Here is an 18,034-nt window from a genome sequence, read left to right on the forward strand (position 1 = left end):
GTTAGCGGCAACCCGTCAGGGGCCACACAGCAAAGCGCGAGATTATATCTGGTAAATCGAGCCAATGCAGCCGCATGAGCAGCCTTAACACCTCAAAGAAAGCCTGAATATTGAAAGATTGCAAGCCACTGAACACTTAATGACGCCCAACACCGCACATCACCCTACCCACATCTGTTCTGGCAGCACTCCCCGGGCAGAGCGACCGCCCTTCATCAGGTGCATCACACAGACCACTCGAATCAGACCGCTGAAATTCTTCACACCACCGTGACGCAAATGAATCTCTCTATCGATATACGACAGTAATGCATTAATTGAACAATGGTTACACTGGGAAATATCTGACAGCACCTCCCAATAAATCTCTTCTAGCCGCAAGCAGGTCGCAAAACCATTTAACCTGACAGACTTCGACAGTGGCTGAGCCGAGCCCATACCAAAGTCCAGAATCACCGGATCAATTCTAGCCCTCTGCAATAAGCGCCCACCACCACCTGCTTGCCGTATTAAACGCCCCATATACAAAAGTCTCCAACACAACGCCTAAGAAATAATTAATAGCGATTCAACATGAACACACCCTCATAAAACATTATGCAAAACTTCTTATCCAGCAGACTTAACCCGCATCTCTGTAGGAGCACTCTCGGCAACCATCCTGAATCCGCCTCCACCCTTCCTGCACGGCACTGAAATCAAGCCCCTGCACTGCAGGACCCAGCCGCACGCACACAGCCAGAACCATTGAAATCCTGTATCCCACACATTAAGAGACACCTTGCCTTCACGACAAAAAAAAAGACTGAACAACAACTCATACCAACTACCACTTCTACTCAGCGATATTTAAATACTACAACCAGATACCTATACGTAATCCTTTATAGGAACTTAACCCAACCCTTAATAACAACCCATTAACTGCGCACACCCTTATTACAGATAACCTACACGCTATAAGCCACACTCAATACTTATCGCTCAACAAAAAAATCGACCAACGGTCGTTGGCTCTCGGATATTTGCCTTCCATTTTAATTTGGACACGTTCCAATACGACACAAAGAAGTGGGCTACAGGGCTCTAGAGCAATGCCTTCGCCATAAGTACGCATTTTCCGGGCCTTCTCGCGCAAACACTGCGCTCGACATCTCAATACGCTTAATTTGAGAAGGCCCAAGCTTTGCTGTTAAATAGGCAGCGTGTCGCCTTCGCCAAGTCTCTGGCGACGGTGCATAGGCTGATACCACGTGCGTGTCCAGCGCCTCCATTTTTTTCAGAAGCGAACCGCGCGCTATCAGCTCTTCCTTGCGATCCGTCTAAACGTGAGTTAATTGAAATGTTGAAAATCGTTCACCTACTAACGGGCGCAGCTGCTTTGCTGCTGTCCTTCATTCCCAGCCTGCAATCCGACGCTGTCCCTTACCTCCAACACGCTGATGCTCTTTACCTGGCTTTTCTTGGCCTGCTTAACCTGGCACTGGCGCCAGTCATTCCTTACTGGAATAAAGGCCCACGCCATCAACTGCAAAACCTGGTCAGCGCCTTGCTGGTGCTTTCTGTTGTCCTGCAAACCCTCACCCTGTTCGGCCTGCTGCTGCCGATCGGCGACCAACCAGCGATCCTGATCAGCCTGGTACCTGCCGTGATTGCTGTAGCCCTGCACTTGATCGTGAGTTTCTACAAGTCGTCACCTTCGTCCACCGCACAAACCTACGACATGACCAACCGCGATACAGGCACTGTAAAGTGGTTCAACACCTCCAAAGGTTTCGGCTTTATTTCCCGAGATTCCGGCGATGATATTTTTGTCCACTTCCGCGCCATCCGTGGCGAAGGCCACCGTGTATTGGTGGAGGGACAACGTGTTGAGTTCTCGGTGATGAACCGTGACAAAGGCCTGCAAGCTGAAGATGTGATCGCAGCGTTACCGCGCCGCTGATTTCAGCCTGAAAAAAACCGCGAGCAGCCTGGCTGTTTCGCGGTTTTTTTTATGCCTGCTGAAAACTCAGTAGTGCGGTGGCGGCGCCTCGTCCTCAAACGACTCGAATTGCCCGCCCATTTCTTCCTGGCGCTTGAGCAAGGCCGCTATCTGCAGTTGCAGTCGATCAACTGCGTTTTGCTGCGACACCAGCACATCGTTCAATGCCTGAATGGTGTCGTCCTGAAACGCCAGGCGGCTCTCCAGATCCATCACTCGCTCTTCAAGGCTCACTGCTTACCCTCCACAAACGTGAAACCAGCGCCCAGGCCCGCTTTAAGCTTGTCCCGGATCACTTGCACATCAGCCTCACTGTAAGGTTTGGCAGGATGCTTACCCCATACCGGACCTGGCCAGGCCGCATCCGACGCGTACCGGGCAATCACATGCATGTGTAACTGGCTGACCACGTTACCCAATGTGGCCACGTTCATTTTGTCAGCCGTGAAAAGCTCTTTAAGCACGCCAGCCAGCGCTGTGGTTTCAGCCCACATCAATTGCTGATCAGCGTCATCCAATTGAAACAGCTCACTGATACCCTCGCGGCGCGGCACCAAAATGAACCAGGGGTAATTCGAGTCGTTGGAAAGCAACAAGCGGCACAAAGGGAAATCCCCAATCAGCCAGGTATCCTCTTGAAGGCGTGTATCCAAAATGAACACGGGGTGCTCTCCTGTTTAACAAATAATTTAAGCTCGACTCAAGGCCGGGCCAGACCCGCCTGCCCTGCGAGCGTCAGATGTGCAGGATACCCTTGATTGCCTTCAGCATCACACCGCGCTCGCCCCTGGACGCAAGCCGATGGCCAACGGGCGCCGTACCTGCTCCAAGCATTCGCCAGACACTCCTGCACCAAAACGGCACAGACCGAGTGGTTTTAGTGCACCTAAACGTCACCTGCTACCCACACCGGGGTGAAGCGGTAACATTTTGCACATCTTTGGGGCTGCAACGCCGCCTCCGGGTGCATGCAACGCGCCCTTCAAAGCAGGCCAGCGATCACCTCAACCTCGCTAAACCGGGCCTGTCAGCCCGCCAAAAGCCAGATAATTTTTTTTCATGCTCAAAACCTGACTTGAGCATGCTTGTTGCATATACACGGTACAGGTCGACTGGGGCGCGGCAGGGGAGCTGCGACCCGACGATAAATAACAAAAAAGTTGAGCCGTCAAAAAGGGGAGCTTTAATAAGGGGTCAGCAGGCTATTTGGCTGTCTCGTTCAGAAAAACAGCTTGAGCAACATGCGAGGCACGACACATAGCTGCCAAAGAGCGACATGTAGAGTGTATTTCGTGACTTAGCTGTAAAGAAGCTGAAAGCTTTTGAAGGCAACTATAGCCAATAGGGTCGGCGTGATATAAGTTTGCGCCGACACAAAAAGAAAGAGCCGCCCAGATAATAATTCAGGTGGGACGGCAGTACTCTTCCTAAAACCAAAGGAGCAAATCACGATGCGCGTGATGAAGTGGAGCATGATCGCCCTGGCTGTTTCAGCCGGAACTACACAGTTCGCAATGGCTTCGTCCCAGGACGATTCCAAAGGTTTTATTGAAGACAGCACGCTGACTTCCAAAACTCGCATGTTGTACATGAACCGTGACTTCAAAAACGGCGCTGGCAACATTGCCAAGCCAGGTGGCGGCTACAAAAGCGGTTACCGTGAAGATTGGGGTCTGAGCGAACTGCTCAACTACTCTTCGGGCTTCACCCAAGGCACCATCGGTGTCGGTGTTGATGCATTCGCCATGGGCACCCTGCGCCTGGACGGCGGTGCCGGTCGTCAAGGCAACGGCCTGTTCGCTTCCAAGAGCGATGGTTCGCCAGAAGACACTCAATCCAAGGCCGGCGGCGCTATCAAATTCCGCCTGTCCGACACCGTCCTGAAGTACGGCAACCAGTTCGTTGCAAGCCCGGTTTTCTCTACCGATGACAGCCGTTTGCTGCCTGAAGTGGCGACCGGTACTTTGATTACTTCCCACGAAATCAAAGGCCTGGAACTGAGCGCAGGTCGCTTCACCGCCATCAGCTCGCAGACCGGCATGTACCATGACAGCCTGCACCTGCCAGCGGCCAACATCGCCGGCGCAACCTATCAGTTCACCGACAACTTCGTCGGCGGCCTGGCAGCGTCGGACGTTGATGACTACTTCAAGAAGCAGTACATCAACCTGAACTACACCTTCCCGATCGACGATTCTCAAGCCCTGAACTTCGACTTCAACGGCTACAGAACCTCGAGCCAAGGCCAGGAACTGGCAGGCAACGTTGACAACAAAATCTGGAGCTTGGCAGCGGCCTACAGCATCGGCGCTCACAAGTTCACCCTGGCTCATCAGCGCTCTACCGGTGACAGCGGTTACTACTACGGCGTAGACGGCGGCGGCACCATTTTCCTCGCCAACTCCGTGCAATACTCCGACTTTAACGGCAGAGACGAGCGTTCATGGCAGGCTCGCTACGACCTGAACATGGCCACCTATGGCGTGCCAGGCCTGAGCTTCATGGCTCGCTACGTTAAAGGCGACAACATCAACACCGACACGGGCGAAGGTAAAGAACACGAGTTCAACTTCGAGAGCAAATACGTGATGCAAGAAGGCCCGGCCAAAGACCTGTCCTTCCGCCTGCGTAGCGCTGTTTACCGCAACAACGGTAACTACCACGCAGACAGCGGCAACACTGACAACAACGACGTTCGTATCATCGTTGAATACCCACTGAACATCTTGTAATAACCGCCTTCGGGCAGTCATTACCCACGTTGTTCAGTAAAACCCCGCACCTGTTCAGGTGCGGGGTTTTTTATTGGCTGCGGATTTAGTTATATATAGGAAGCTAACTAACAAGCATAAATGCAAGCAATTATCACTCACTTAAAGCTGACTTCCGAGTCCATCCTCAGATATGTCTTACACACCCCAGAAACAATTAAAGGGACCGAAGTCCCTTTAATTGTTTTTGTGCCTATTAAATAGCTGACTATCGAATTAACAATTAGTCCGCAGACACTTCCTGCACAACGCGAACGACACGTTGCGGAAACGGAATATCAACACCCTGCGCTTTTAAGCGGTCTCGGGCATGTTCGTTAAACATGAACAAGACATCCCAGTAGTTAGGCGTATCAACCCACACACGCAACGACATGGTGATTGCACTGTCGCCCAAAGCGGTCACAACCACGGCTGGCGCGGGCTCTTTCAGCACCCGAGGGTCGTCAGCCAGGGTCAGCAAGACCTCACGCACCTTCTGCAAATCTGCCTCGTAATCGACACCCACATCAAACACCACCTTGCGCGTCGGCTGCCGGCTGTAATTGGTGATGACGCCGTTGGACAGGTTGCCGTTGGGCACGATAACGGTTTTGTTGTCACTGGTGCGCAGCACCGTGTGGAAAATTTGAATGCTGTCGACGGTCCCGCTCACGCTTTGCGCTTCGATCCAGTCACCGATTTTGAACGGGCGGAACAGCAAAATCAGCACCCCACCCGCAAAGTTGGCAAGACTGCCCTTCAACGCCAGGCCAACGGCCAAGCTAGCAGCACCGATTGCAGCCACAAATGAGGTTGTCTGGATGCCAATCATCGAGGCGACGCTGACCACCAGCAACACCTTGAGAATGATATTAACCAGGGTACTGATAAAGCCTTGCAGCGCCAGATCAGCCTTGCGCACTGCCAGCAACTGCCTCAACTTGCCAGTTAGCCGATTAACCAACCACCAGCCAACACCCAGCGTGATAAGCGCCAGCAACACACGACTACCGTATTCCATAATCATTGGAAGCCAGGCCTGCGAGGTCTTGACCAGGTGATCAATTTCCGCGTTCAGATCCATTTATCTCTCCTAATACCGATATCCGGTGACGTTGTTCAGGCTCTGTACCCGATATGTCCATGCTCAGTGATGCTTCAGGCCGTCGCCGCACCTAAGCTTCACTCGAAGACATGTCGTACAGACCCAAACGATTGAACGCTCACGCTCAATCGTTTAAGCCGCGCCCAGGAAAATCGGACGTCGATGATCGCCACAGGTTCCCTGGCCGTGATCAGTCGCGGAAGTTATTGAACTGCAGCGGCATGTCAAACGTCTTGGCACGCAGGGCTGCAATGGCTTCTTGCAGGTCATCACGCTTCTTGCCGGTGATACGAACCTGCTCACCCTGAATGGCTGCCTGCACCTTCAACTTGGCGTCTTTGACGTGAGCAACGATCTTTTTCGCCAGCTCTTTATCAATGCCTTCCTTAAGCACCGCCTCTTGCTTCATCAGCTTGCCCGATGCGTAAGCATCCTTGACTTCAAGGCACTGCACGTCGATTTTGCGCTTGACCAATGCCAGCTTGAGGATCTCAATCATGGCTTCGAGCTGAAAATCCGCCTCGGCGGTCAGATTCACCGTAAGGTCTTTTTCTTTGAACTCAAAGCTGCCTTTGCCTTTGAGGTCATAACGACGGTCCAGCTCCTTGACGGCGTTCTCGACTGCGTTGGTGACTTCGTGTTTGTCCAGTTCGGATACCACGTCGAACGACGGCATGTAATTTCTCCACTCTTTAAAGGGCGCGCACAACACAGATGGAGCGCGCCTGACCTGACAGTTAAAATGCGCGGGCATTATAGCGGTTCTTCCACGTCATTCACTTGCGAGCACACATGCCACCTTTTAACTGCAGATCTGCCCCTACTCGCTGGCACATTCTGGGCGCCGGCAGCATGGGCACACTGTGGGCCGCCCGGCTGGCGAGAGCGGGGTTGCCGGTTACATTGATCGTACGCAACGCAGCGCGCCTGCACGCCTACGAAGCCGCCCACGGCTTAACTCTAGTTGAAGGCGAGCAAACCCACCTGCTGCCCGTCACCGCTCAGTTGCCTGAGGCTGACGAGCCGATCGAGCGTTTGCTGGTCACCTGCAAGGCGTATGACGCCGAACACGCCATCGCGCAGATTGCCCACCGGCTTCAACCCGGTGCCGATGTGGTGCTGTTGCAAAATGGCCTTGGCAGCCAACAGGCGGTGGCGGCCAGGGTGCCCCAGGTACGCTGCATTTTTGCCTCCAGCACAGAAGGCGCATTTCGTGAGAGCGACTGGCGCGTAGTCTTTGCTGGAGCGGGCCACACCTGGCTGGGCGATACCCGTCAGGGCGAAGCACCGCACTGGCTCGAAGACCTGCAACGCAGCCACATCGCCCACGAATGGAGCCCGACGATTCTCAGCCGCTTGTGGCGAAAGCTGGCGCTGAACTGTGCGATCAATCCGCTGACGGTACTGTACAACTGCCGAAATGGCGGCTTGCAGGCGCACCGCGCCGAGGTCGACACCCTGTGTGACGAGTTGGCTGCCTTGCTTGAGCGCTGCGACCAAGCCGAGGCGGCAGACAACTTGAATACCGAAGTGCATCGTGTGATCCAGGCCACGGCCAACAACTATTCTTCAATGCATCAGGATGTCGCCCAAGGCCGGCGCACCGAAATCAGCTACTTGCTGGGTTACGCCTGCGAAGCGGCACGCCAGCGGCAGTTCGCCGCGCCGCATTTACACGCCCTGCATCAGCGACTGATCGACCACCTGAAGCAGCGCGGATTGCCCTGCAACTGAGGCCCGCGCTACCCTGCGACTTCGTTCTTCTTTATGCGGTCATTGCGATGCCCTTGCGCCAGCGCCTCGAAAACCTTCCGGTCGGCCAGAAGTTGCTGGCCGCCCTCCTCGTCCTGCTGGCGACTGTGCTGGTGGTGGCCAACTTAACCTTCATCACCGCCGCGTACTGGATTTCACACGAAAGCACCGCCCCGCAAGCCTTGCAAACCCTGGGGCGGCTGGCGTCCAACCCTAAACTGATTGTTGAGTCGCTGGACTCTGCGTCACAGGCTGAGGCGTTGCTCGACGAAATAGGCAGCTACGCGCCTCTGCGCGCGGCGGCCATTTACGACGGCTCAGGGCACTTGCTGGCACAACTGCAACATGGCGAGCACCTGCCACTGCCCGAGCATTACCGCCAGCTTGAAGCCTGGAGCCTGACCGAGCTGCGCAGCCATTTGATTACGCGCTTGCACAACGGCGATAAACCCTCAGGGCACTTGCTACTGATCGCCAGTAGCGAATTACCCGCCGCGTTTTACACCGGCACACTCACCGCGAGCCTGGGGATTTTGATCTTCAGCATTTTGCTGTGGCTGGTGGTTTCACGGCAGATCAAACGGCTGATCACCCACCCCATCCACCGGCTTGAAGAACTCTCGCGCCAGGTCACCCGCGAAGAAAACTACGCCTTGCGCGCAGCACCGGGCAATCACGATGAAATCGGCAGCCTGGCGGAAGCATTCAACACCATGCTGTCGCGTATCGAAGCGCGCGAACAAGAGCTCAAACGCGCCCGTGATGAGGCGCAGGCAGCTTACGACCAAGCCCAGACCCTGGCCGAAGAAACCCGCCATACCAACCGTAAGCTGGAGCTTGAAGTACAAGTTCGCAGCAAAATCGAGAAAAAACTGACGGGGTTCCAGAACTACCTCAACAACATCATCGACTCAATGCCCTCCGCCCTGATTGCGCTGGACGACCAACTCTACGTCACCCAGTGGAACCAGGAAGCCAGCGCCCTGTCCGGTACGAAACTCGATGAGGCCATGAACCAGCCGATCTACCTGGCCTTCGAACCGCTAAAACCCTTTTTGCCGCAGCTTAAAGACACCATTGAAACCCATCGCGTGGCCAAGATCGAACGGGTGACCTGGACCCAAAACGACGAAGTCCGCCACTATGCCCTGACCTTTTACCCGCTGACCGGCAGCAGCGGGCGCGGCGTGGTGATCCGTATCGACGACATTACCCAGCGCCTGTCACTGGAAGACATGATGGTGCAGTCGGAAAAAATGCTTTCGGTGGGCGGACTCGCGGCCGGCATGGCCCACGAAATCAACAACCCCTTGGGGGCGATTCTGCACAACGTGCAAAACATTCGCCGACGCCTGTCCAGTGACCTGCCAAAAAACCTGGAGGTCGCCGAACAGACCGGCATTACCCTGGATGCAATCAGCCACTACTTGCAGGCCCGCGAAGTGCCGCAGTTACTCGACGGCATCCAGCAGGCTGGCGCTCGCGCAGCAAAAATCGTCACCCACATGCTCAGCTTCAGCCGCCGCAGCAACCGGCAAATGAGCCCGTGCGATTTATCGGCGTTGATTGATCAGGCCATAGACATTGCCAGCAATGACTTTGACCTGGCCCTGGGTTTTGATTTCAGGGGCCACGACATTGTTCGCCAGTTCGACCCTGAGCTCGGCCCCGTGCCCGGCATCCCCAACGAACTGGAGCAAGTGCTGCTCAACCTGCTGAAAAACGCGGCCCAGGCCATTCATCAGCGGCCCGCCAATACCGAACCTGGGCGCATCATTTTGCGCACCAAACTCAACCCGCCCTGGGCGGAGATCCAGGTGGAAGACAACGGCGTCGGCATGCCCGAACAGGTGCGCAAACGCATCTTCGAGCCGTTTTTCACCACCAAGGAAGTCGGCCAAGGCACCGGGCTTGGCCTGTCTGTGTCGTACTTTATTGTCACCAACAACCACAAAGGGCAGATGGAAGTGCACTCCACATTAGGCCAAGGCACCTGCTTCACCCTGCGCCTGCCACTGGCGGGCAACCTGCTGCCTTCTCACGAATCAACCACCATGGAACTGTAAACATGGGTTTTCGCTTATCAAAGATCTACACCCGCACCGGCGACAAAGGTGAAACAGGCCTTGGCGACGGCCGGCGTGTGCCCAAGGATCACCCGCGGGTAGAAGCCATCGGCGAAGTCGACACGCTCAACAGCCAATTGGGCCTGCTGCTGGCCGGGCTCAGCGCCCACAGCGTCGAGTGTTCGGGGCTAAATGAGGTGATTGAAGTGCTTGAACCTTGCCAGCATCGACTGTTCGACCTGGGTGGCGAACTGGCCATGCCGGTGTATCAGGCGCTCAACAACGCTGAAGTCGAGCGTTTAGAGGCGGCGATTGACCGCTGGAATGAAGAGTTGGGCCCGCTGGAAAACTTCATTTTACCCGGCGGCTCCACCTTGATCGCCCAAGCCCACATCTGCCGCAGCCTGGCCCGCAGCGCCGAACGCCGCTGCCAGCAACTCAATGCTCTGGAGCCATTGGCCGGGGTGGGTCTGGCGTACATCAACCGGCTGTCAGACCTGCTGTTCGTGGCCGCGCGTTTGATTGCCAAACGCCAGGGGATAGCCGAGATCTTGTGGCAGGCGGCGGCTAAGCCCGCCTGAGGCACGTGCGCCCTCATTGTGTGCGCTCTGTAGGAGCGAGCTTGCCTCGCGATCTTTTGATCTTCAACACACATCGGGTAGGAGCTCGATCTTTTCACGGCTGCTTCGCACCCGATCGCAGCCTTCGTGCCTCGGCAGCGACTACTGAGATCGTGCGCCCCTTGCTTCAACACCGTACTGAGGTCTATTCCTGTGGCCAGAACGCGCGGATTCCGGCAACGCCCTGTGCGCCGATGTTCCATGCTTGCTGGCAATCGTCCGGCCCCAACCCGCCCAGCAAAAACACCGGCTTGTTGAAGTTGGCGATCAACGCCTGCGCCTGCTCCCAGCCCAAAGGCTGTGTATCCGGGTGGGTCTGGGTCGGCAATACCGGCGACAGGGTCACAAAATCCACGTCCATCTGCTCGGCCAACGCCAGTTCTTCTGCGTTATGGCACGAAGCCGCCAACCAGCGCTCTTTTGCCAACGGCCGGCCTTTGGCGGCGTATTTACGCAATTGCGCCGCCGTTAAATGCCAACCCGCCGAAGGAAAATCCCCCAGCCATTCCAGCGGACCTTTGAGCATCAGTTGCGCCTTGCCGGCACACAACCCGGCCGCATCCACCGCCAAATCGCGGTACTTGGGGTCGTAACCATTGGGCGCACGCAGTGAAACCAGCTTGATACCGCCTGCAATGGCCTTCTGCAAACTGCGCAACAACTCCGGCGTCTCCAGCCCGTCCGGGGTGATCAGGTATTGATCCGGCAAACGCGCAGCCGCCACTATCGGCTGATTCGCCGCCGGGAACTCATAACTGGCCAAGTCTCGCGCCGAAGCCCACGCCAATGGCTGACCTTCTGCACCATGAGGCTCGCCCGTGAATTGCGAAACTTCCCAAACATCAAGCAGAACCTGCTTGTCCGGGTAATCATGCTGAACCTTGATCAACGGTCGCGCAGCGCTCACCGTAATCCCCAGTTCTTCTTGCAGCTCACGATTCAACGCAGCCTCGACCGACTCCCCTGCCTCGACCTTGCCACCAGGGAACTCCCAGAGCCCGCCTTGATGCTGAGTATCAGCGCGACGGGCAATCAGTACCTTGCCGCCCTCGCCACGGATAACGGCCGCAGCCACATGAATTCGTTTCACCCTTGTGCTTCCTCTAATCCGGCCTGTTGCCAGGCTTTAAACGCCAAACCTTGGTATCTACCCGCACCAACGTTCTACGCGAGCATGGCCTGCATGCTCGCGTAGAGCAGTGATCAGGTACGGTATTCAGCGTTGATTTTCACGTACTCGTGGGACAAGTCTGTGGTCCAGATGGTTTCGCTGGCGGTGCCGCGACCCAATTCGATGCGAATGGTGATTTCTTCGCGAGCCATCACCGCCGAGCCCTGCTCTTCGGTGTAAGTGGCCGCACGTGCGCCGCCGCTGGCAATGCACACTTCGCCGAGGAACACGTCGATTTTGCTCACGTCCAGGTCCGGCACACCGGCACGCCCAACGGCCGCCAAAATACGGCCCCAGTTCGGGTCAGAGGCAAACAGCGCAGTCTTGATCAACGGCGAGTGAGCCACGGTGTAACCGACGTCCAGGCATTCCTGGTGGTTGCCGCCGCCATTCACTTCAACGGTCACGAACTTGGTCGCGCCTTCGCCGTCACGCACGATGGCCTGGGCCACGTCCATGCACACTTCAAACACCGCCTGCTTCAAGGCTGCGAACAGCGGGCCGCTGGCTTCGGTGATTTCTGGCAGGTTGGCTTTGCCAGTGGCAATCAACATGCAGCAATCGTTGGTCGAGGTGTCGCCATCGATGGTGATGCGGTTGAACGACTTGTTGGCACCGTCAAGCAACAAGTTTTGCAGGACGTCGCGGGACACTTTGGCGTCGGTCGCGATGTAACCCAGCATGGTGGCCATGTTCGGACGAATCATGCCCGCACCTTTGCTGATGCCGGTGACGGTGATGGTCACGCCTTCATGCTCAAATTGACGGCTCGCCCCTTTCGGCAAGGTGTCTGTGGTCATGATGCCGGTGGCCGCTTCGGCCCAATGGTTCTCCGACAGGTCGTCCAGCGCTGCTTGCAAAGCACCTTCAATTTTCTCAACCGGCAGCGGCTCGCCGATCACACCGGTGGAATACGGCAGCACAGCGCTCGCATCCACACCCGTCAGTTCAGCCAGCTTGGCGCAGGTGCGTGTGGCCGCGATCAGGCCCGGCTCGCCGGTACCGGCGTTGGCATTGCCAGTGTTGGTCAGCAGGTAGCGCACTGGCCCCTGAACACGTTGCTTGGCCAAAATCACCGGCGCAGCGCAAAAGGCATTCAAGGTGAACACGCCAGCGACGTTCGAACCTTCAGCGCAGCGCATGACCACGACATCCTTACGCCCAGGACGCTTGATACCGGCGCTAGAAATACCCAGCTCAAAACCGGCCACCGGGTGCAAAACAGGCAAAGGACCAAGACCAACAGCCATGACGCGCTCCTACATAGAGATGACAGTTCCGCCAATGGGCGGGAATTCAATGGTAAAACGCCGCGACGGCTAAAGCCGGTCGCGGCGCAGGTGTTTCAGCAAATGAAGCGGGCTTTAGTTGATTTGCCCGTGACAGTGCTTGTATTTCTTGCCCGAGCCGCAGTAGCACAGCTCGTTGCGGCCCAGCTTCTGGTCATTGCGCACCGGCTCGGACGACGTGTCGACGTCAGCGATGTCTGCACCTTCAAGCACTTGGGCCATGGCATCAGGCTGATCAAGGCCTGGCGCTTCGGCGTGCTGGAACTGCATGCGCGAAGCCAGCTCTTCAGCTTCTTGACGCAGACGGGCTTCTTCTTCAACCGGGTCTTCGCGACGAACCTGTACATGGGACAGTACACGGATCGAATCACGCTTGATCGAATCAAGCAGCTCGGAGAACAGGTTGTACGACTCGCGCTTGTACTCTTGCTTCGGGTTCTTCTGCGCATAGCCGCGCAAGTGGATACCGTGACGCAAGTGGTCCATGGTCGACAGGTGGTCTTTCCACAGGTCGTCCAGAACACGCAGCACAATTTGCTTCTCGAACGTGCGCAGGGCTTGCGCGCTGGCCTGTTCTTCTTTCTCGTTGTACGACGCCAGCAGCTCGTTCAGCAGCTTCTCGCGCAGGGTTTCTTCGTACAGGTGATCGTCTTCGTCGAGCCATTGCTGGATCGGCAGTTTCACCCCAAAGCCGCTTTCGATGGCGGCTTCCAGACCGGCAATGTCCCACTGCTCAGGCAACGATTGCGGCGGGATGTGCGCGCTGACCGTGCTGTCGAGCACGTCCTTGCGGAAGTCGGCAATGGTTTCGCCGATGTTTTCAGCCGCCAGCAACGTGTTACGCATGTGATAAATCACTTTACGCTGCTCGTTGTTAACGTCATCGAACTCCAGCAATTGCTTACGGATATCGAAGTTGCGACCTTCAACCTTGCGCTGAGCCTTTTCGATTGCGTTGGTCACCATGCGGTGCTCAATCGCTTCGCCAGACTGCATGCCCAGGGCCTTCATGAAGTTCTTCACTCGATCAGAAGCGAAGATACGCATCAGGCTGTCTTCCAGCGACAGGTAGAAGCGGCTGGAACCGGTATCACCCTGACGACCGGCACGACCACGCAACTGGTTGTCGATACGGCGCGATTCATGGCGCTCGGAAGCGATGACATGCAGACCACCCGACTCCAGCACTTGCTGGTGACGTTTTTGCCAATCGGCTTTGATCTGGGCAATTTGCTCTGGCGTCGGGTTCTCGAGCGAAGCCACTTCGACTTCCCAGTTACCGCCCAACAGGATGTCGGTACCACGACCGGCCATGTTGGTGGCGATGGTCAGTGCGCCCGGACGACCGGCCTGTGCAATGATTTCAGCTTCTTTTTCGTGGAACTTGGCGTTCAGTACCTTGTGCTCGATGCCTTCCTGCTTCAGCAGGTTGGACATGTGCTCAGAGGTTTCGATGGTGGCAGTACCGACCAGTACCGGGCGGCCTTTTTCCATGCAGTCCTTGATGTCGGCCACGATGGCGGCGTACTTCTCGTCTGCGGTCAGGAACACCAGGTCGTTGTAGTCTTTACGCGCCAGCGGCTTGTTCGGCGGGATAACCATCACCGACAGACCGTAGATCTGGTGGAATTCGAACGCTTCGGTGTCTGCCGTACCGGTCATGCCGGACAGCTTGTTGTACAGACGGAAGTAGTTCTGGAAGGTTGTCGATGCCAGGGTCTGGCTCTCTGCCTGAATGTTCAGGCCTTCCTTCGCTTCAATCGCCTGGTGCAGGCCTTCGGACAGACGACGACCCGGCATGGTACGGCCGGTGTGTTCGTCGACCAGCAATACCTGACCGTCTTCAACGATGTATTCGATGTTGCGATGGAACAGCTTGTGAGCGCGCAGAGCAGCGTACACGTGGGTCAACAGGCCCAGGTTGTGCGCCGAGTACAGGCTTTCGCCTTCGGCCAGCAGACCGATCTGGGTCAGCATGTCTTCTACAAACTGGTGGCCGGATTCGTTCAGCTCGACCTGGCGGGTCTTCTCATCGATGGTGTAGTGACCAGGCTTGGTGACCTCGCCTTCCACTTCTTCGATGTGCTGTTCAAGACGCGGGATCAGCTTGTTGATTTCGGTGTACAGCTTGGAGCTGTCTTCGGCCTGACCCGAGATGATCAGCGGCGTACGCGCTTCGTCGATCAGGATGGAGTCGACTTCGTCGATGACAGCGAAATTAAGCTCGCGCTGGAATTTTTCTTCCATGCTGAAAGCCATGTTGTCGCGCAGGTAATCGAAGCCAAACTCGTTGTTGGTCCCGTAGGTGATGTCGGCGGCGTAGGCTTCACGCTTTTCCTGTGGTGGCTGGAAAGGTGTCACCACACCGACCGAAAGCCCCAGGAACTCATAGAGCGGGCGCATCCAGTTGGCATCTCGACGTGCCAGGTAGTCGTTCACGGTAACCACGTGCACGCCCTTGCCGGACAATGCATTGAGGTAAACGCCCAAGGTTGCTACCAGGGTTTTACCTTCACCGGTACGCATTTCTGCGATCTTGCCTTCGTGCAAGGTCATGCCACCGATCAGCTGTACGTCAAAGTGACGCATGCCCATGATGCGCTTACCGGCTTCGCGGCAGACCGCGAACGCTTCAGGCAACAATTGATCGAGGGTCTCACCTTTAGCTATGCGGGCCTTGAACTCTTCGGTCTTGGCGCGCAATTGCTCATCACTCAGAGCAACCATTTGCTCTTCGAAGGCATTAACGACCTGTACCGTCTTGAGCATGCGTTTAACTTCGCGCTCGTTCTTGCTTCCAAAAAGTTTCTTTAACAAAGGCGCAAACATATCGGCAGGATCTTCCACACATAGGGATGGAGGGCGGCCCCGAGAGTCGCCCGAGCAGCCCTGATGGCCGCATGCGAGCGAGCATTCTACCCGGAAACGGCGGTGAGGAAAGTGGCGTTATTCCACGATACTGGTACAGCGTTGTGACGGGGCCTGACTAAAATAAGGCCTTTTTGCGGAACTTCAACCCATGCAGTGAAGAAGTTACCTATTGATTTTGCATATAAACTTAACCGTTTCAGGTCTGTGTCGAGGGAAATGGCGGTTTCTGCTAGGATTGCCATTCAGTTTTCTCAGGTGTTTGATCATGGCATTTCGCCCACACCCAGCACGTGCACCCGCCGTTCTGCTCCGCGAGGCCAAGCCCCTAAAAGCCATCTTCGGCCATGCCAAGCGCCTTGCGCACCTGCAACGCCTGCTTGAAAGCCAACTCCAGCCTGCCGCCCGCGAACATTGCCACGTGGCGTCCTGGCGTGAAGGCAGCTTGTTGTTAATCGTCACCGATGGCCATTGGGCCACGCGTTTGCGCTACCAGCAAAAACGCCTGCAGCGTCAATTGCAGGCCTTTGACGAGTTCGCCAGCCTGACCCGGATTTTGTTTAAAGTGCAGCCGCCGACCGTGCAAGCCAAAGTCGGCGGGCACACCCATGACCTGTCAGTGGATGCCGGGCAAACCATCCAGGCCACCGCCGAAGGCATCAGCGACCCGGCCCTGCGCGCAGCCCTTGAACGCCTGGCCAGCCATGCCCGCCCAAAATAAACCCACCATCTGTAGTCGCTGACGAGGAACGAGGCTGCGATACGGGCCGCAGGACCGCCGCTTCATTTACGCTTGCCATTACCCAGCAACGACCCCAATAACCCGCGCACCAATTGACGGCCCATCTGGCTCGCGGCCTGGCGTGCCATGGATTGCAGGGCTTTGCCGGTACTCGTCCCCAGAAACTCACCCGCCTGATCCAGCAAGCTCGGCTCATGGGGCGACGCAGGTGCTTGCCCTTCTGGCGCCTGACCCTTGCGCGCCTGCAGCACTTCGTAAGCCGATTCGCGGTCTATGGGTTTGTCATAACGCCCCTGCAAGGGCGAACTGGCAATCAAGGCCGCCCGCTCAGCCTCACTCAGCGGCCCGATGCGCGACTGCGGCGGCGCAATCAATACGCGCTGAACCATCGCTGGCGTGCCCTTTTCTTCGAGCATGCCCACCAACGCCTCGCCGGTCCCCAGTTCGGTCAACACCGCCAAGGCACTAAATGCCGGGTTCGGGCGAAACCCGTCGGCCACCGCCCTCAGCGACTTTTGCTCTTTAGCGGTGAACGCACGCAATCCATGCTGAATGCGCAAACCCAATTGCGCCAGCACCGTGTCAGGCAAGTCCGCCGGTGATTGCGTGACAAAGTACACGCCTACACCTTTGGAACGAATCAACCGAACCACTTGTTCCAAACGGTCTTGCAGTGCCTTGGGCGTATCGGCAAACAACAAATGCGCCTCGTCGAAAAACAGCGCCAGCAAGGGCTTGTCGGCGTCGCCACGCTCCGGCAATTGCTCAAACAGCTCAGCCAACAGCCACAACAGAAAGGTCGCATACACTTTGGGCGCTTCGTGCACCAGGCGGCTGGCATCCAGCAAATGGATGCGCCCACGGCCATCGCTGGCAGGCTGCAAGAGGTCTTCGAGTTGCAGCGCAGGCTCACCAAACAACGACTCGGCGCCCTGCTGCTCTAACGTGGCCAAACGGCGCAATAACGCCTGACTGGACCCCGTCGTCATCAACGCTGCGTCTTCGCCCAGCACGTCCGGGTTCTCACGCAAATGCCCGAGCAGCGCCTTGAGGTCTTTGAGGTCCAGCAGCAACAAGCCTTCGCGATCAGCCACTTTAAACGCCGCGTACAACGCAGACTGCTGGCTGTCGGTCAGCTCAAGCAAACTGCCCAGCAGCAACGGCCCCATTTCGCTCAGGGTTGTGCGCAACGGATGGCCCGTTTTGCCCTGGATGTCCCACAGGGTGACCGGGTACGCCTTGGGCTGATAATTCAGCCACGGCATGCTGGCAATGCGCTCCGCAATTTTGCCTTGGGGATTGCCCGCCGCGCCCAGCCCACACAGGTCGCCCTTGATGTCGGCGGCAAACACGGCAACCCCCGCATCGCTGAATTGCTCAGCCAAACGTTGCAGGGTGACGGTTTTACCGGTCCCCGTGGCACCCGCCACTAAACCATGGCGATTGGCCAAACGTAACGACTGAGCAATGGGCTGACCCGCAAGGTCAGCGCCGAGTACAAGAGCAGAAGAGTCAGGCATTTTGCCACCTTTGATTAATCTTTCACGGGTCCGCGTCGATACCCTCTTAATGCTAGACCAGAAAATTCCTGATTTAGCGTAGGAAAGCCCACTTATAAATACTCAAATCGCTTCTGTTCTAGCCGTGATTTGTAGAGTGCGCGTTTTACAGCGTGTAGGCCTCA

At 56.6% G+C, this 18,034-nt stretch carries 15 protein-coding genes; 6 read left to right on the forward strand and 9 right to left on the reverse strand.

Annotated features, from left to right (window positions below; all coding sequences use genetic code 11):
• Positions 1-159: 159 nt before the first annotated feature.
• Entirely contained in the window at positions 160-522 is a 363-nt protein-coding gene (locus TU84_RS15910; RefSeq protein WP_048370565.1) for a ribbon-helix-helix domain-containing protein, read from the reverse strand.
• An 820-nt stretch (positions 523-1,342) separates the two neighbouring features.
• On the opposite strand from TU84_RS15910, the gene TU84_RS26620 reads away from it, so the two are divergent.
• On the forward strand, positions 1,343-1,945 hold the full coding sequence (locus TU84_RS26620; protein ID WP_048370568.1) for a cold-shock protein: 603 nt from the start codon (positions 1,343-1,345) through the stop codon (positions 1,943-1,945).
• A gap of 66 nt (positions 1,946-2,011) precedes the next feature.
• Here TU84_RS26620 and TU84_RS15920 read toward each other — a convergent pair whose 3' ends face one another.
• Both TU84_RS15920 and TU84_RS15925 read right to left on the reverse strand, forming a co-directional pair.
• The gene (locus TU84_RS15920) at positions 2,012-2,218 is read right to left on the reverse strand and encodes a SlyX family protein (protein ID WP_048370570.1); all 207 of its coding nucleotides are present in this window, start codon (positions 2,216-2,218) and stop codon (positions 2,012-2,014) included.
• Complete coding sequence (locus TU84_RS15925; RefSeq protein ID WP_048370571.1) at positions 2,215-2,646, reverse strand: HIT family protein; 432 nt, start codon at positions 2,644-2,646, stop codon at positions 2,215-2,217. The genes TU84_RS15920 and TU84_RS15925 overlap by 4 nt, the downstream gene beginning before the upstream one ends.
• A 789-nt stretch (positions 2,647-3,435) precedes the next feature.
• Between TU84_RS15925 and TU84_RS15930 the strand changes: the two genes are divergently transcribed.
• Positions 3,436-4,716 (forward strand): OprD family porin, encoded by a 1,281-nt coding sequence (locus TU84_RS15930; protein ID WP_048370573.1) that lies wholly within the window; start codon positions 3,436-3,438, stop codon positions 4,714-4,716.
• 262 nt (positions 4,717-4,978) lie between these two features.
• On the opposite strand, the gene TU84_RS15935 is transcribed toward TU84_RS15930, so the two are convergent.
• Positions 4,979-5,821: a mechanosensitive ion channel family protein gene (locus TU84_RS15935; protein ID WP_048370576.1), complete on the reverse strand. Its 843-nt coding sequence runs from the start codon at positions 5,819-5,821 to the stop codon at positions 4,979-4,981.
• A 211-nt stretch (positions 5,822-6,032) separates the two neighbouring features.
• On the reverse strand, positions 6,033-6,518 hold the full coding sequence (locus TU84_RS15940) for a YajQ family cyclic di-GMP-binding protein (protein WP_018926510.1): 486 nt from the start codon (positions 6,516-6,518) through the stop codon (positions 6,033-6,035).
• A 176-nt stretch (positions 6,519-6,694) separates the two neighbouring features.
• Here TU84_RS15940 and TU84_RS15945 point away from each other — a divergent pair, with 176 nt between their 5' ends.
• Genes TU84_RS15945 through TU84_RS15955 form a run of 3 tightly spaced genes read left to right on the forward strand, consistent with a single transcriptional unit; the run spans position 6,695 to position 10,241 of the window.
• The gene (locus TU84_RS15945) at positions 6,695-7,576 is read left to right on the forward strand and encodes a putative 2-dehydropantoate 2-reductase (protein WP_048370579.1); all 882 of its coding nucleotides are present in this window, start codon (positions 6,695-6,697) and stop codon (positions 7,574-7,576) included.
• Positions 7,577-7,623: 47 nt separating this feature from the next.
• Positions 7,624-9,660: a sensor histidine kinase gene (locus TU84_RS15950; RefSeq protein ID WP_048370581.1), complete on the forward strand. Its 2,037-nt coding sequence runs from the start codon at positions 7,624-7,626 to the stop codon at positions 9,658-9,660.
• Positions 9,661-9,662: 2 nt separating this feature from the next.
• Entirely contained in the window at positions 9,663-10,241 is a 579-nt protein-coding gene (locus tag TU84_RS15955) for a cob(I)yrinic acid a,c-diamide adenosyltransferase (protein ID WP_048370584.1), read from the forward strand.
• A 184-nt stretch (positions 10,242-10,425) separates the two neighbouring features.
• Here TU84_RS15955 and TU84_RS15960 read toward each other — a convergent pair whose 3' ends face one another.
• The 3 genes from TU84_RS15960 to secA form a co-directional block, all read right to left on the reverse strand.
• Positions 10,426-11,370: a Nudix family hydrolase gene (locus tag TU84_RS15960; RefSeq protein ID WP_048370585.1), complete on the reverse strand. Its 945-nt coding sequence runs from the start codon at positions 11,368-11,370 to the stop codon at positions 10,426-10,428.
• A gap of 113 nt (positions 11,371-11,483) precedes the next feature.
• Entirely contained in the window at positions 11,484-12,701 is a 1,218-nt protein-coding gene (gene argJ / locus TU84_RS15965; protein WP_048370587.1) for a bifunctional glutamate N-acetyltransferase/amino-acid acetyltransferase ArgJ, read from the reverse strand.
• 114 nt (positions 12,702-12,815) lie between these two features.
• Complete coding sequence (secA, locus tag TU84_RS15970) at positions 12,816-15,569, reverse strand: preprotein translocase subunit SecA (protein ID WP_048370589.1); 2,754 nt, start codon at positions 15,567-15,569, stop codon at positions 12,816-12,818.
• A gap of 307 nt (positions 15,570-15,876) precedes the next feature.
• Here secA and TU84_RS15975 point away from each other — a divergent pair, with 307 nt between their 5' ends.
• Entirely contained in the window at positions 15,877-16,329 is a 453-nt protein-coding gene (locus TU84_RS15975) for a DUF721 domain-containing protein (RefSeq protein WP_048370590.1), read from the forward strand.
• A gap of 62 nt (positions 16,330-16,391) precedes the next feature.
• Here the strand turns inward: TU84_RS15975 and TU84_RS15980 are convergent, their stop codons facing one another.
• Complete coding sequence (locus TU84_RS15980) at positions 16,392-17,870, reverse strand: helicase HerA-like domain-containing protein (RefSeq protein WP_048370593.1); 1,479 nt, start codon at positions 17,868-17,870, stop codon at positions 16,392-16,394.
• Positions 17,871-18,034 lie beyond the last annotated feature (164 nt).

The organism is Pseudomonas helleri (assembly GCF_001043025.1).
GTDB lineage: Bacteria > Pseudomonadota > Gammaproteobacteria > Pseudomonadales > Pseudomonadaceae > Aquipseudomonas > Aquipseudomonas helleri.

Excerpts from the sequence above, each read along its gene's own strand:
- TU84_RS15935 (WP_048370576.1), bottom strand. The coding sequence starts at position 5,821 with ATGGATCTGAACGCGGAAATTGATCACCTGGTCAAGACCTCGCAGGCC.
- TU84_RS15930 (WP_048370573.1), top strand. The coding sequence starts at position 3,436 with ATGCGCGTGATGAAGTGGAGCATGATCGCCCTGGCTGTTTCAGCCGGA.
- TU84_RS15955 (WP_048370584.1), top strand. The coding sequence starts at position 9,663 with ATGGGTTTTCGCTTATCAAAGATCTACACCCGCACCGGCGACAAAGGT.
- TU84_RS26620 (WP_048370568.1), top strand. The coding sequence starts at position 1,343 with ATGTTGAAAATCGTTCACCTACTAACGGGCGCAGCTGCTTTGCTGCTG.
- TU84_RS15980 (WP_048370593.1), bottom strand. The coding sequence starts at position 17,870 with ATGCCTGACTCTTCTGCTCTTGTACTCGGCGCTGACCTTGCGGGTCAG.
- TU84_RS15940 (WP_018926510.1), bottom strand. The coding sequence starts at position 6,518 with ATGCCGTCGTTCGACGTGGTATCCGAACTGGACAAACACGAAGTCACC.
- argJ (WP_048370587.1), bottom strand. The coding sequence starts at position 12,701 with ATGGCTGTTGGTCTTGGTCCTTTGCCTGTTTTGCACCCGGTGGCCGGT.
- TU84_RS15910 (WP_048370565.1), bottom strand. The coding sequence starts at position 522 with ATGGGGCGTTTAATACGGCAAGCAGGTGGTGGTGGGCGCTTATTGCAG.
- TU84_RS15975 (WP_048370590.1), top strand. The coding sequence starts at position 15,877 with ATGGCATTTCGCCCACACCCAGCACGTGCACCCGCCGTTCTGCTCCGC.
- secA (WP_048370589.1), bottom strand. The coding sequence starts at position 15,569 with ATGTTTGCGCCTTTGTTAAAGAAACTTTTTGGAAGCAAGAACGAGCGC.
- TU84_RS15950 (WP_048370581.1), top strand. The coding sequence starts at position 7,624 with ATGCCCTTGCGCCAGCGCCTCGAAAACCTTCCGGTCGGCCAGAAGTTG.
- TU84_RS15945 (WP_048370579.1), top strand. The coding sequence starts at position 6,695 with ATGGGCACACTGTGGGCCGCCCGGCTGGCGAGAGCGGGGTTGCCGGTT.